The 14,106-nt window shown below is 63.4% G+C and carries 10 protein-coding genes and 1 pseudogene; 3 read left to right on the forward strand and 8 right to left on the reverse strand.

What is annotated here, in order from left to right:
* Positions 1 to 8: 8 nt before the first annotated feature.
* Positions 9 to 1,544 carry an alpha-N-arabinofuranosidase gene (locus CXY83_RS07805; RefSeq protein WP_104196812.1) on the forward strand — a complete coding sequence of 512 codons (1,536 nt, stop codon included), beginning with the start codon at positions 9 to 11 and terminating at the stop codon, positions 1,542 to 1,544.
* A gap of 64 nt (positions 1,545 to 1,608) precedes the next feature.
* Here CXY83_RS07805 and CXY83_RS07810 read toward each other — a convergent pair whose 3' ends face one another.
* Positions 1,609 to 2,760, reverse strand: a complete 1,152-nt coding sequence (locus CXY83_RS07810) for a cystathionine gamma-synthase (protein WP_104196813.1) — start codon at positions 2,758 to 2,760, stop codon at positions 1,609 to 1,611.
* A 24-nt stretch (positions 2,761 to 2,784) separates the two neighbouring features.
* Entirely contained in the window at positions 2,785 to 4,149 is a 1,365-nt protein-coding gene (locus CXY83_RS07815; protein WP_104196814.1) for a cystathionine beta-synthase, read from the reverse strand.
* A 258-nt stretch (positions 4,150 to 4,407) separates the two neighbouring features.
* Here CXY83_RS07815 and CXY83_RS07820 point away from each other — a divergent pair, with 258 nt between their 5' ends.
* Complete coding sequence (locus tag CXY83_RS07820; RefSeq protein WP_104196815.1) at positions 4,408 to 5,088, forward strand: DUF3105 domain-containing protein; 681 nt, start codon at positions 4,408 to 4,410, stop codon at positions 5,086 to 5,088.
* Positions 5,089 to 5,299: 211 nt separating this feature from the next.
* Positions 5,300 to 5,806 (forward strand): DUF305 domain-containing protein, encoded by a 507-nt coding sequence (locus tag CXY83_RS07825; RefSeq protein WP_369831141.1) that lies wholly within the window; start codon positions 5,300 to 5,302, stop codon positions 5,804 to 5,806.
* 118 nt (positions 5,807 to 5,924) lie between these two features.
* On the opposite strand, the pseudogene CXY83_RS07830 reads toward CXY83_RS07825, so the two are convergent.
* From CXY83_RS07830 to CXY83_RS07855, 6 genes and pseudogenes are all read right to left on the reverse strand, one after another.
* Positions 5,925 to 7,831 (reverse strand): annotated as a pseudogene (locus CXY83_RS07830) (ABC transporter ATP-binding protein).
* A gap of 72 nt (positions 7,832 to 7,903) precedes the next feature.
* A complete protein-coding gene (locus CXY83_RS07835) occupies positions 7,904 to 9,883 on the reverse strand; it encodes an HAD hydrolase-like protein (RefSeq protein ID WP_104196817.1) in 1,980 nt (659 codons plus the stop codon).
* Positions 9,884 to 10,951 (reverse strand): ABC transporter ATP-binding protein, encoded by a 1,068-nt coding sequence (locus tag CXY83_RS07840; RefSeq protein ID WP_104196818.1) that lies wholly within the window; start codon positions 10,949 to 10,951, stop codon positions 9,884 to 9,886.
* Positions 10,948 to 11,814 (reverse strand): ABC transporter permease, encoded by an 867-nt coding sequence (locus CXY83_RS07845; protein WP_146069883.1) that lies wholly within the window; start codon positions 11,812 to 11,814, stop codon positions 10,948 to 10,950. Before CXY83_RS07845 ends, CXY83_RS07840 begins: the two co-directional genes overlap by 4 nt.
* A complete protein-coding gene (locus CXY83_RS07850) occupies positions 11,811 to 12,752 on the reverse strand; it encodes an ABC transporter permease subunit (RefSeq protein WP_146069884.1) in 942 nt (313 codons plus the stop codon). The genes CXY83_RS07845 and CXY83_RS07850 overlap by 4 nt, the downstream gene beginning before the upstream one ends.
* Positions 12,749 to 13,888 (reverse strand): extracellular solute-binding protein, encoded by a 1,140-nt coding sequence (locus CXY83_RS07855; protein ID WP_104196821.1) that lies wholly within the window; start codon positions 13,886 to 13,888, stop codon positions 12,749 to 12,751. The genes CXY83_RS07850 and CXY83_RS07855 overlap by 4 nt, the downstream gene beginning before the upstream one ends.
* Positions 13,889 to 14,106 lie beyond the last annotated feature (218 nt).

Here is a 14,106-nt window from a genome sequence, read left to right on the forward strand (position 1 = left end):
GGAGAATCATGACCAACGCTCGAATCACCCTCGTTCGCGACTTCACCCTCGGGGAGGTGCCCCGTCGCCTGTTTGGGTCCTTCGTCGAGCACATGGGGCGCTGTGTTTACACCGGAATCTTCGAGCCCGGGCATCCTGAGGCCGACGAGAAGGGCTTCCGCCAGGACGTTCTTAAACTCGTCAAGGAATTGGGCCCCACCGTCGTGCGCTACCCGGGTGGCAATTTCGTCTCGGGATATAACTGGGAGGACGGCGTCGGTCCCGTCGACAAGCGCCCGCGCCGGCTTGATGGGGCCTGGCACACCGTCGAGTCCAACGCCTTCGGCCTGCACGAATTCGTGGACTGGTCCAGACTCGCCGGGACCGAGATCATGGAGGCGGTCAATCTTGGCACCCGGGGGGTGGATGCTGCCCGTGAGCTTGTGGAATACTCCAACCACCCCGGCGGCACGTACCTCTCCGACCTGCGCAAGCAAAACGGCTCGGCCGAGCCGTTCGACATCAAGCTCTGGTGCCTCGGCAATGAGCTCGACGGCCCCTGGCAGATCGGGCACAAGACCGCGCACGAATACGGTCGGCTGGCTCAGGAAGCCGGCAAAGCCATGCGCTTCGTCGATCCAGACATCGAACTGGTTGCCGTTGGAAGTTCGCACTCCAGCATGCCCACCTTCGGCGAATGGGAGCACACCGTGCTCACGCACGCCTACGACGAGGTGGACTACGTGTCGCTGCACGCCTACTACCAGGAAGACGACGGTGACGTGAAGAGTTTTCTCGCCACGGCAGTCGACATGGACTATTTCATCGAATCCGTCGTGTCAACGGTGGATGCCGTTCGTGCAGCCGGCAAGCACAGCAAGCACGTCAATCTTTCCTTCGATGAGTGGAACGTCTGGTACCAACGCGGCCTCGACACCGACGACCAGCCGCATAATGTCTCGAAGGGCTGGCGCGAGCATCCGCGTCTCATCGAAGATGCCTACAACGTGACAGATGCCATCGTCGTCGGGACACTACTGAACTCACTCCTGCGCCATGGCGACCGCGTGAAAATCGCCAATCAGGCCCAGCTCGTGAACGTGATCGCGCCGATTCGCAGTGAAGAAAACGGGCCGGCCTGGCGCCAGTCCATCTTCTGGCCCTTCGCCAGAATGGCGGAGCTGGCCCGTGGACAGATCCTTCGGGCCAGCGTCGACTCAGACAAGTACGAATCCGCCAAGTTTGGCGACGTAGATGTCGTCGACGTGAGCGCAACCTGGGACGAAGACAACGGCCGGGTAGCTCTGTTCGTCGCCAATCGCGGCCTTGACGAGCCTGCCGACGTGGACGTGTCCCTGTCTGGTTTCGTGGTCGGACGCGTGAGTCGAGCTGAGGTACTGCGTGTGCCAATCGGCAAGGACAGGTTTGCCACCAACACCCTCGAGAGCGGCGAACAGGTGGGGCTGTCCCCGCTGACCGGGGTGACCGTGACCGGCAGCCGTCTCCGGTTCACGCTCCCCGCGCTGTGCTGGGCTGTCATCGAGGTCGAGGTCACCCGGGCCTAGTCGGCGCAAACCACGGGATGGCTGAGCTCGCCATCCCGCGGTCGCGCCCGGCCACGCGGCCCCGCTATCCGCGGGGCAGGGCGCTCGCGAGATCGGCGATGAGGTCATCGACGTCTTCGATGCCGACCGAGAGGCGCACGATGTTGTCGGGCACCTCGAGTTCGGTGCCGCGGACGGAGGCATGCGTCATCTCCGAGGGGTAGTTCACGAGAGATTCGACCCCGCCGAGCGATTCGGCAAGCTGGAACAGGTGCATCGACTCGGCGAACAGGCGCGCAGCAGCGGCTCCGCCGGCGAACGCGACGGAGATCATGCCGCCAAAGCCGGACATCTGCTTTGCGGCCAACTCGTGGCCGGGGTGGCCGGGCAGCCCCGGGTAGAAAACCTGCTCGATCGCCGGATGTCCATCGAGATACTCGGCAATGGCCTGCGCGTTTTTGCAATGGCGCTCCATGCGCACCGAGAGCGTCTTAATGCCGCGCACGGTGAGCCAGGCGTCGAGCGGAGCCGACACGGGGCCGGCCGCGAACTGCAGAAACTGGGCCTTCTCGTAAAGCTCGTCGTCGTTGATGATGAGCGCGCCACCGAGTACGTCCGAGTGGCCGCCGAGATATTTCGTGGTCGAGTGCACGACCACGTCAGCGCCAAAGTCAAGCGGATGCTGCAGGGCCGGTGACGCAAAAGTGTTGTCGACGATCGCGACTATGCCGTGCCGGTGGGCGATCTCGGCGAGCGCCGCAATGTCGCTGATCTTCATGAGCGGGTTGCTCGGCGTCTCAACCCAGAGGATCTTCGTTTCCGGACGGATGGCCGCTTCGACCGCCGTGAGGTCGCTCATCTCGACCGTGGTGTTCTGCACACCCCACGCGGCGTGCACCTTGTTGATGAGGCGGTGGGTTCCGCCGTAGACGTCGTTGCCGAGCACGACGTGGTCGCCGGGCTGGAGAATGGCGCGCAGGATGGTGTCTTCCGCGGCGAGTCCGCTCGCAAATGACAAGCCGTGCTTGCCGCCCTCCAGGGCTGCGAGTAGCGTTTCGAGCACGGTGCGGGTGGGATTGCCGCCACGACTGTACTCATACCCGCCACGCAGGTTGCCGATGCCGTCCTGAACGTAGGTCGAGGTCTGGTAGATCGGCGGAATGACTGCGCCGGTGGTCGGGTCGAACGCCTGACCGGCGTGGATGGCGATCGTGTCGAAGTTCTGGTTATTGGCCATTGTGGGCTCCCTCTGTGAAAAAGATCAGACGCTCAGGTAGCTGAGCAGGTCATGCCGGGTGATGACGCCGAGCGGTTTGCCGCCGTCGGTCACCAGCAGCGCGTCGTGGTCGGCGAAGGCGGCGCGGGCGGCTGCCACCGGCTCGTTGACCCCGATCAGCGGCAACGCATCACCAACGATTGAGCCAACCCGATCGGTGAGCTTCGCGTCGCCGGAGAAGACGAGGCCCATGAGGGCACGCTCATCGACCGCGCCGAGTACCTCGCCCATGACGACGGGCGGTTTAGCGCTCAACACCAGCAGCTGGGACACTCCCTGGCTCGTCATGGTCTCGATCGCATCGTGCACGGTGTCGCTTGGATGCACGTACACCAGGGCTGGCAGGCGCCCGCTCTTCGACTCGAGCAGGTTCCCCACCGTGTGACCGCTCGGGGCGTTGCTGAAACCGTAGCTGCGCATCCACCCGTCGTTGAAGATTTTGCCGAGGTAGCCACGGCCGCCGTCGGGCAGCAACACGACGATCGTGTCGTCGGGTCCGAGCTTTTCGGCCGCGCGGAGGGCCGCCACGACGGCCATCCCACTGGAGCCGCCGACGAGGATTCCCTCCTCGAGGGCGAGCCGGCGGGTCATGGCGAAGGAGTCGGCGTCGGAGACGGCGATGACCTCGTGCACGACCGTTGGATCGTAGGCGCCGGGCCAGAAATCCTCCCCGACACCCTCGACCAGGTAGGGCCGACCGGTGCCGCCGGAGTAGACCGAGCCTTCCGGGTCCGCTCCGATAATGCGCACGGCGTCGTTCGAGACCTCGCGCAGGTAGCGGCCGGTTCCGGTGATGGTTCCGCCGGTGCCGACGCCGGCGACGAAATGGGTGACGGTTCCGTCGGTGTCGCGCCAGATCTCGGGCCCGGTGGTCTCATAGTGGCTGAGCGGGCCGTTCGGATTGAAGTACTGGTTGGGCTTGAAAGCACCGGGAATGTCCCGGGCCAGCCGGTCTGAGACGCTGTAGTACGACTGGGGGTCCTCCGGCGAAACGGATGTTGGCGTCACGACGATCTCGGCGCCGTAGGCCGTGAGCACGTTGCGCTTGTCTTCGCCGACCTTGTCGGGCAGCACGAACACACACTTGTAACCGCGCTGCTGCGCCACCAAAGCGAGGCCGACGCCGGTATTACCGGACGTCGGCTCGACGATCGTGCCGCCGGGCTTCAACAGTCCGTCTCGCTCAGCGGCATCGATGATGCGCACCGCGATGCGGTCCTTCGCGGAGCCGCCCGGATTGAGGTATTCAAGTTTCACAAGCACCGTCGCGGTCAATCCGTCGGTGACCTTGTGCAGTTTGACCAGCGGGGTGTCACCGATAAGGTCAAGAACGGTGTCTGCGATCTTCATGGAAATTCCTTCTGTCGGGCTGCGCGCCAAGTGGCAGGCGCGGCCTCGGGGTCGCTCACCGGCTCAGCGCTGCCCGGCGCCTTCGTACGAAATCGACTAGCGACCGCAGCAACACGACGATGAGCGGACGCCCCTCCACTCTAACGGGCGGCGAGATCCGGTCACCAGCCTGAGATATACCTGCGAGAGCGGCGCCGGGGGAAGCTACAGGGACGACTGCTACGTTCAGGTAGAAGAAGCTCCCATAGAGAGGCCCTCGTGACCCCCCAGCCCGGTTCCCCCATCAACAAAGCGTCAATCAAGGAAGAACGCACCGCGAAGCGTGCGAAAAAGCTGGAGCAATATCACCGCCAGCAAAAGCGCGGCAAGCGTAATCGTCTGATTGGCATTATCGGCGGCGCTGTGGCGATCGTCGCGATCATCGCCCTGATCGTGACCGCGTTCGTGCTCACGCCGAAGGCCGCCAACTATGCCGGTGGCGGCGCAGGCGATGCGTCGACCATCGACGGTGTCGAGACGTTCACGAACACAGCCGGCCACGTCGAGACCGCTGTCACCTACGAGCAGACGCCGCCCGCCGGCGGCCAGCACGCTCAGGCTTGGCTCAATTGCGGCGTGTACGACCAGGCAGTTCCGAACGAGAACGCCGTACACGCACTCGAACACGGTGCCATCTGGGTCACCTACGATCCATCGATCTCCGACGCTGAGCTCGATCTGCTGAAGACGGAACTACCCTCCAGCTACGTTGTGCTGTCGCCCTTCGAAGGGATTCCCGCACCGATCGTGCTGAGCGGCTGGAATTCACAGCTGCAGGTTGACAATGCTGACGACCCGCGCATCGCCGAATACTTAACCGAATTCTGGAAGAGCACCAACGTTCCAGAAGACGGCGCCCCCTGCTCCGGTGGGATCGACGCACCCGGCAAAGTTTCATAAACCGCGCTAACCCGTGACTTCTGATCACTCACAGCCCACAGCGGATGCCCACCCACCGCGCCAACGCCGATCCGTGTTGCGCGCCATTACCGTCACTGTTGTGGTCACGGCGCTCGTTGTCGGCGCTGCGGCCTTTTCGGCGGGGCGCCTGAGCACGCTTACCGAAGCCACGCCCGACACGACAAGTGCCGAGGCTGGCTTTGCCAGGGACATGCAGGAACACCACAATCAGGGCGTTGAACTCGCCCTGATTGTTCGCGATCGTACCGACGACGCGCCCGTGCGGCTACTCGCCTACGACATTGCCACGACGCAGGCCAAGCAAAGCGGGCAGATGTCGGGCTGGCTCGCTGTCTGGGGGCTGCCGCAATTTGCTCCCGAACCATCAATGACCTGGATGACCCGGCCCGGCCTGTCCGGCACCACTCACGATTCGTCTCACTCGGCCAGCGCCGGCGCAAGCCACGTCGCCGGAGAACCGATGCCCGGACTCGCGACCCCGGCGCAGATTGCCGCACTCACCGCGGCATCCGGTGTGGAAGCGGAGAGGCAGTTTCTCGTCATCATGATCGCCCACCACCGGGGTGCGATCGAGATGGCCGATGCCGTTCTGGACCGCAGCACGAACGCGACCGTGCAGGCCTTCGCTACCTCGGTGGTGTTGAGCCAGGAATCTGAGATCGAACTGATGACCGGCATGCTCGCCGAACGTTCGTAGCCCGCGCCGTCCCGGGCCCACCTTGTGAACGCGGGCCCAGTTTATAAACTGGGCCCGGGGACGGGGCCCGGGCCCCGTCCGTGACAGTCCCGTGGGGGGAGTCAGGGGGTGGGGGGAGTCAGGGGGCGGGGGCGTCAGCGGGGAGGGGGCTCGCGGTGATTTGGCGGGCGTAGAGGCTCGCGTAGACGGCGCCGCGGGCGAGGAGCNGCGCTCCACGATGCGCCCGGCGTCGACGACGAAGATCACATCGGCGTCGACGATCGTCGAGAGGCGGTGCGCGATTGCAATAGTGGTGCGACCATGGCTCGCGGTGTCGAGCGCGGCCTGCACCACGCTCTCCGAGATGGAGTCGAGCGCGCTCGTGGCCTCGTCGAGGATGAGCACCGGCGGGTCTTTCAGTAAAACGCGTGCGATGGCGATGCGCTGCTTCTCACCGCCGGACAGCCGGTAGCCGCGCTCCCCCACCATGGTGTCGTACTTCTCCGGAAAGGAGTCGATCGTGTCGTGGATGTTGGCGGCGCGGGCGGCCGCGATGAGCTCAGAATCCGTGGCCTCTGGTTTGGCATAGCGCAGGTTCTCGGCGATGGTGGCGTGGAACAGGTAGGTCTCCTGGCTCACGATGCCGATATGGGAGACGAGCGACTCCTGTTGCAGGTCGCGCACATCGAGGCCGGAGAACAGCACACGGCCGGCCGCGGCTTCGTAGAAACGCGGAATCAGGTACGAGACGGTGGTTTTGCCGGCCCCGGACGGCCCCACAAAAGCGGCGAACTGCCCCGGCTCGATTGTCAAGGACACGTCGTCGAGGGTCGGGCGCGCGTCACCGCGAGCGTCCGGGTAGGCAAATTGCACCCGGTCGAACTCCACCCGGCCTCGAGCCGCCCCGGCCGACGGCACCAGGGCAGCGCCGGGCTTGTCGCTGATCGCCGGCTTCAGGTCGAGGTATTCGAAGATGCGCGCGAACAGCGCTGACGAGGTTTGCAGGTCGAGGGCGACCCGCATGAGGCCGAGCAGCGGAAAGATCAGTCGAGCCTGCACCGTGGTGAACGCCACGATGGTGCCGGGCGTGACTTCCGTGGTGCCGTTGAAGATGAGCGCCCCGGCCACAAGGTAGACGATCGCAGGAATGGCCGACAGGAACACGCTCACCGTGGCGAAGAACCACTGGCCGCTCATCTGCTGACTCACCTGCAGGCGCACCTGGTTGCGGTTCTCTTCGGCGTAGCGTTCGATCTCGTTCTGCTGTCGGGTGAAGCTCTTTGAGAGCAGAATGCCGGACACGCTCAGGGTCTCCTGTGTGATGGCGGTCATATCCGACAGCGATTCCTGCGTCTTGCCGGCAATGCGTGCCCGCACCTGCCCGACGCGGCGCTGGGCGAACACCAGAGTGGGCATCAGTACCACGGCCACGATGGTCAGTTGCCAGTTCAGCAGCAGCATCGCCACGAAGGCGGCGATCACGGTGACCGTGTTGCCGAGGATGCTCGAGATGGTGTTGGTCAGCACCGTCGCGACGCCGCCGACGTCGTTTTGCAGCCGCGACTGAATCACGCCGGTCTTGGTTTTGGTGAAGAAGCTCAGCTCCATCGCCTGCAGGTGGGTGAACAGCCTTACGCGCAGGGCGCCCATGACTTTGTTGCCCACCGTGGCCGTCAGCCAGGTCTGCCAGACGCCGAGCAGCGCATTGACCAGAAAAACACCGAGCATGAGCGCCACCAGCACCCCGAGCACCGACAGGTTGGGAGTGTCGCCTGGCGGAAAAAGACCGTCGTCAAAGGCGCGTTGGGTGAGGAGCGGCGGCACCACCGAGAGGGCGGCGCTGACCAGAACGAGCACGACGGTAACGATGAGGGTGTTGCGGTGCGGCGAAAACAGCGCGAAGACACGATGCAACAGGTGCGGGATGCGCGGTGCCTCGGCGTTCTCGGCCCGCTGCGCCGCAGCATCCGCCCCGCTAACCCGGCCGCGTTTCATAGCGACTGCTGGCCGCGACCCGAAGCTTCCCGACCCGTGCGCTGAACTCATATCCTCATTTTAGGTGTAGCAGCAGAGACTACCCGGTGAGGCGGATGTCCCCATTCGGCACGGGACCCTCCGTCACCTCCACGCTAACCGGGCCACGACAGCTGCGTGGTCGGTCGGCCACGCATTCTCCAGGTGGTGGCCCAGAATATCTGCGTCCAGGCCGACACGGCGCTTTCCGGTGGCGCTGAGTCTCGGGAGTGCCGCGCTCTCTATCTCAGAAGCGACGGTGAACGCCTCTAAAGCACGCGCCCCGCGGCTATAGATAAAGTCAATCCGGTCTCGAGGCTCCTCATCAGCCGGAATGATAGGGGACCACGTGTGTCCGGGCGCGGCATCAACATCGGGATGAACGACTCGAAATGCATCGGCGTACCCTGCGACCTCGAGCATGCGTGAGGCGGGCCACTCGACGCTGTTCGTGCGGTGCCCCGGCTTCCAGTCCAGATGCGAGGGCACGTTGAAATCGCCCATGACGAGAATTGGGGCCTGTGCAGACACGATACCCTCACTTTCGAGCCGACCCTGCTCCGACAAGATTTCCGCGAGCTGCGCTGTGCGCCGGCGTTCGCCTCGGCTGGCGAGGGTATAGCGCGCAGGAATCCCTGCATCGTTGGCGGTGTACGGGCCGTAGTCCGCATGCCACAGGTGCACAGACCACACCGTGACGGCGCCGTTCGGTGTGAAAACGGTGGCACAGGTGGCGAACGAATCAGTCTCGGTGTGATGAAGCGACACGGGATACGGGCTGATCACCGCTGTGTCATGACCCTGTTGAGCGATATTCCAACCCAACGCTGCCGCCAACTGACGGCCATGAGCTCCGAAACACTCCTGCAGGGCCACGATCGAGTGGGGAAATTCTTGAAGGTAGGCGACTTGCTTGGCGTGCCCGTCGTTGGAGTGACATCCCCCGAACCAGAGATTCCAGGTCATGGCAGCCACGCCCTGCTCCGGCATTTTTGGAGAGAACACAGCGGGCGCGGCAATTTTTGACGCTGCCGCCTGCGCCAGGAGCACATTGGTCCGCACCGTGAATTCACCGGTGCGCCCATTCCACTCCGGCACTAACCCATCCGTCACCAGCAGAAAGCGATAGGTCCCGTCCGGGAGGTGCGCCAGATCCATTGATAAAGGTTCCCTATCGGTCAGCGCGGAAGCCGCTGCCACGGGTGGGCTTTCCGGCAGTTCGTTCCACCGACAGTCTTTCTGCGCATAAACCTGCACACGCGCCGCTTGTTCGGTTGAATACATGCACTGCACGGTCAGAGTCGCAGTCGCCGCGTCGAAGGAGCCGACGGCGACGGCAGACTGCTCGAGATGCGTGGGCGTCTCCCGCTCCACAACTTGGGCCCACGCGACGAGTTCTTCGTCGAGCAGAGTGTTGTGCCGCACGTGGCAGCCGAGGACCACTGCCGGGTCAGCATTGACACCGATGACGAGCAGGCCGGCGCTCGTGGCAGCCAACGCCCCCACCGCTGAGTCTTCGAAGGCGACGGCCGTCTCGGCGTTTACCGAGGGATCGAGTTCTCGTAGTTTGCGCAGGGCAGCCACGTAGAGATCGGAAGCTGGCTTGGCCGCCGACACCTCATCCCGGGCGACAGAACAGGTGATCAAGGTGTGCACACCGATACGTTCCAGAATCTGATCGAGCAGCGCACGCGGACTGTTCGATGCGACCGCGACGGGAAACCGCGCCGCCAGTTCACTCACTATGGCCACGGCTCCCGGCATCGCGATCGCCTCCTGGGCGACCAGCGCGTGAAATTCTTCGGACAGTGATTTCACCAATTCACCCACCACGGGAGCTGGAAGCCCGGCGACCTCGAAAATCGTCACGAGCTGCGCGGCCACGTCATCTATCGCGCCACCACGAAACCTGGCCAAATCGGTCAGGGTGGTGCCGTGCGCGTTCGCGCAGGCATCGACAGCGCGAAGCCACAGATCCTCGGTGTCGGCGAGCAGTCCGTCGCAATCAAAGATAATCGCGGATGCTGCGCCCGGCAGCAGGCTCACGCTCACGTCGATGCGGGTGTTGAGAAATTGCGCTTGCATTTATGCCTCCACTCGAAGTGCCGGGCGCCCCGTGAGGCGAACCCGGACTCTCCGGCCGATCGGTAACTCGGTGACGCTGGCCGAAGGAACGTCGACCTTGATCTCGGAACTTCCGCGACTAATGCTGCCGTCGATTTTGGCCGTGATGCGAGTGGTGGCACCTCGGTAAACGTGGGAAACGATGTGGGCACATCCGCGGTCGTCCTCCTCGAACATGAGCGATTCGGGCCGCACATAGAGCAAATCATGGTCGACCTCACGCAGAGGCACCCAAAGATCGGGGATGGCGGCGCCGCGCGCGACGGCGAGTTGGTTTGTAGTGCCGACAAAACGAGCAACGAAATCAGTACTCGGTTGGTCGTAGAGAACTCCCGGCTGGTCGATCTGTTCGATGCCACCGCCCCGCATGACCGCGACCCGATCTGCCATCGCCAGCGCTTCATCCTGGTCATGAGTGACGAAGAGCATTGTGATTCCAAGACGCAGCTGCAGGTTGCGAATCTCCTCCCGAAGCGAAGAACGCACCTTGGCATCGAGCGCCGACAGCGGTTCATCGAGGAGCAGTACCCGAGGCTCAATCGCAAGGGCTCGTGCCAGCGCGACGCGCTGTTGCTGCCCGCCGGAGAGCTGGGCTGGAAACCGGTCTGCGTAACCGGGCAGCCCGACCAGATCGAGCAGAGAGGTGAGTTTCGCTACCCGCCTAGACTTAACTTCGCGTCGCACGACGAGCCCGAACGACACGTTGTCGGCCACACTGAGGTTGGGAAACAGGCTGTAGGACTGAGACACCATGCCGATGCCGCGACGGTGGGCCGGAACCCGCAATACATCGCGCCCATCCACTGTGAGGGTACCGCTCGACGCGGTCTCGAACCCAGCGAGAATACGCAGTGCTGTTGATTTTCCGCAGCCAGAAGGGCCGAGCAGCGCGACGAATTCCCCGGGTTCGACGGTGAGGTCAAGGCCAGTGAGCACGGTGGTGTCACCAAACTTCTTGCTCACCGCGGTGTACTCGATACGCGCCGCCGTTGTACTTCGGGGGTGAGCGGTTGTTGCTGTGAGCGTCACGATTCGTGTCCTTTCAAGGCCAGGGCGCGCGCAGGGGCTGCCCGTCCGGCGAGTACTGTCATGGCGATCAATAAGGCCCAGGTGAGGGCGTTGATGAGGAGGGACATGGAAATGGAAGCGCGAAAGTTGGAGCCGGCGATTTGGGTGAGCCAGACCGGCAGGGTTCGATAGCCCAGCGTCACCGCCATCGTGAATTCACCCAGGCACAGGGCTATGCAGAAAAACGCAGAGAAGATCACCGGCCCCTTGATATTGGGCAGGATGACCCGTCGGAGCACCGTGGCGCCGCTCGCACCGAGCGAATGTGCACTCTCGACCAGGGTGCGCAGGTCAATTGTGCGCAGACCAGCGTCGAGCGATCGAAAGACGAACGGCAAGGTCAAGACAATGTAGCTGCCGACCAGAACGACGGGCAGGTCGGGGTTTTGAAGCAGCTGGCTGATCTGAGCTGGCAGAGAACCGCGACCGAAACCGGCCATGCTGCGCAACACCGTGACCAACCCGGCCGCTAGGGCGATTGACGGTACGACGAGAGGGATCGTGCAGACGATCTCGATAATGGGACGCCACCGTGGCGCCCGAAGGTGGAGATAGACCATGGTCGGAACCATCAGGGCCAGCAACCCCACAACGGTCAGAACAGTTATGAGCAGCGTCAGCGATAGCGCACCGGGAAACCCCGGGTCGCGCACCGATTCTAGATACGGCTCAAAAGTGAACCCGGCAGTGGGCACGTAGATACTGAAGGCGAAAGCGCACAGCATGGGCACCGCAATGTAGAGCGCCATCAGGATGAGCAAAGCCCAGCTGAGCCCCGGCGCCACGACACGGACACCCCGAGCCGCGCGCGTTTTCCGACTCACTTGAACCACTTGAGACTCCGTTTCTGCAGGGGCATGTAGATGAGCAAGACGATTAGAGCTACGACGATCATGTTGACACCCAGCGCCATGGCGACATTCTCCTGGCCAGCCAGGTTGCCACCGGCCAGTCCACTGTCGATGCGCAGGCTGATGAGGGGCACTCCGCCGCCGCCGATCAGGGCTGCCGCCGACGCGTGGGTCGCAAACGATGCCCCGAAGAGCAGGACGAAGCCGCTCAGAATCGCTGGAGTGGCGATAGGCAAGGCGATCTTCTTCCAGAACTGCCAGCTGGTTGCCCCCACGGAGGCGGCCGCTTCCTTCCATTCCACGCGCAGGCCGGCCAGGGTGGGGAGAACAACCATGACCATGGTCGGTATCAGAAAATACTGATACATCAGGATGAGTCCGCCGCTGCTGTAGAGGGTGAAACCCAGGTCTGTGAGCGACAAAAGTCCGGTGATGATGCCCGCGTTGCCGACCGCTGCAATAAAGGAGAAAGCGAGAGGAACGCCTCCGGAATTGGCCAGTACGCTCGTGAGCACGGTGACCACAGCGGTGAGTTTCCTGGAGCGCGTGGTGAGAATGGCCTGCGCGAGGGCCAGTCCCACGATGCCGCCGACCAGCGCCGCGATCACGCTAATCTGCAGGCTGTTCTGCATTGCGTCCCAGGATGCGCCCCGAAAACTGGCCGCAAAGTTGGCCAGGCTGGGCACGTAGTTTCCCGGCTCGTTCACGTCGGCCACCCGGAACGCCGACAGCACGATGCCGCAGACCGGTACGCCCAAGAAAAGCACGATGAAGACAAGGAACGGGATGAGTCCCCAGAAGGAAGCGGTCCGGCGTTCGGCCCGGGCACGCAACGAATGAATGCGATATATCGCCCGCTCGATCGCACCGGGGGCTGAGGGGGCGTTGCGCGTGGCCACCGTGGCGGTCACGAGGCGACCGCTGCGTCCCACTTCTCAGCGAGGAGCAGGTTGGCGGAGCTGCGCTGGGCTTCAGACGGAAGCTCGAATCCATTCACCACGATCGGGAGCTTGTCGGCCGCAGCCGTGTCGACAGCACCGGACTGGATTAGGGCATCGAATCGCACGGGTCGGGTATAGCCATTGAGCAGGATGTTCTGGCCCTCATCGGAGTACATGAACTCGATCCATAGGCGGGCAGCAGCGGGGTGGGGAGCGTCCGCGTTGATTGACGCGGCGTAGTAGGACGCCATGGTGCCATCGGTCGGGATGACAACCTGAAAATCGACACCAGCCGCGGCAGTGTCATCGGCCACGGCCAAATTGAGGTAATCCCAGTTGATGATGATGGGGGTTTCACCGGTTTCCAGGGTGCCAGCGTTGGCCTCGACGGGAATGAGGATGCCGCGCGCCGACAACTCCGCCATGAACTCGATACCGGGCTGGATGTCGTCGAGACTGCCCCCCATCGCCATGGCTGCGGCCCAGACTGCGTTGAAGCCAGACTCGCCCTGGGCGGGATTTCCGGTGAGGGCGACCTTGCCGACGTACTGCGGGTCATCGAGTTGGGCGAATGAGGTCGGACACACCGCGACTGCGGCCGCGTCACACCCGATGGTGACGTAGCCGCCGTACTGGTTCGTCCACATGCCCTCGGCATCGGTGAGTGACGGGTCAATGTCAGCGATCGTCGCGGGACGATATTCAGCCAGGAGTCCCTCGGCACTTGCGCTGTTGGCGAAGGAAACTCCAGTGTCGAGGTAGTCCAGGGATCGGCTCTGGCCGACGCGGTTCTTGATGGCGTTCACCTGGTCCTGACTGGAACCGGCCGAGGTGTCGTTGTCCACCTCGATACCGTAGGTGGCCGTGAATTCCTCAATCAAGACGCCGTAATTCGCCCAGTCCGGATATAGGCCCATGACGTTCAGAGTTCCTTCAGCCTGCGCAGCGCTCACGAGACTGTCCAACCCACCGCCGGTCTCGACGGAGGTCGCGGCCGCCCAGTCGACGTCCGCGGCAGCGTCGGTGGAGGTACTTGTACAACCAGACAGGCCGAGTGCGCTGACAAGCAGAACTGCGGGCAGGTAACGGCGGCGCGACGTGTTCATGGAAATCCTCTTCAGCCAGAATGATCGTGTACGAGTGGGTCGCCGACGGAGACTCCCAAGGCAAAAGGTCATCGTTCATTCGACTTATCTAGTGAACTTTGATCGTTGACGATTGAAGTTCACTAGAGAAGTTTGGCCGGGATGGGTAAATTAGGTGACGAAAAGGTAAACGCTCGGTGAACCCCCCAAGCGTGAGGCCGGTCCGGTCACGCCACCTT

Source organism: Cryobacterium sp. M15 (assembly GCF_002929675.1).
GTDB classification, from domain to species: Bacteria; Actinomycetota; Actinomycetes; order Actinomycetales; family Microbacteriaceae; genus Cryobacterium; species Cryobacterium lyxosi.

Bases quoted from the DNA above. Each gene is read 5' to 3' on its own strand.
- CXY83_RS07810 (WP_104196813.1), bottom strand. From the start codon at position 2,760: ATGGCCAATAACCAGAACTTCGACACGATCGCCATCCACGCCGGTCAG.
- CXY83_RS07815 (WP_104196814.1), bottom strand. From the start codon at position 4,149: ATGAAGATCGCAGACACCGTTCTTGACCTTATCGGTGACACCCCGCTG.
- CXY83_RS07855 (WP_104196821.1), bottom strand. From the start codon at position 13,888: ATGAACACGTCGCGCCGCCGTTACCTGCCCGCAGTTCTGCTTGTCAGC.
- CXY83_RS07805 (WP_104196812.1), top strand. From the start codon at position 9: ATGACCAACGCTCGAATCACCCTCGTTCGCGACTTCACCCTCGGGGAG.
- CXY83_RS07825 (WP_369831141.1), top strand. From the start codon at position 5,300: ATGCAGGAACACCACAATCAGGGCGTTGAACTCGCCCTGATTGTTCGC.
- CXY83_RS07835 (WP_104196817.1), bottom strand. From the start codon at position 9,883: ATGCAAGCGCAATTTCTCAACACCCGCATCGACGTGAGCGTGAGCCTG.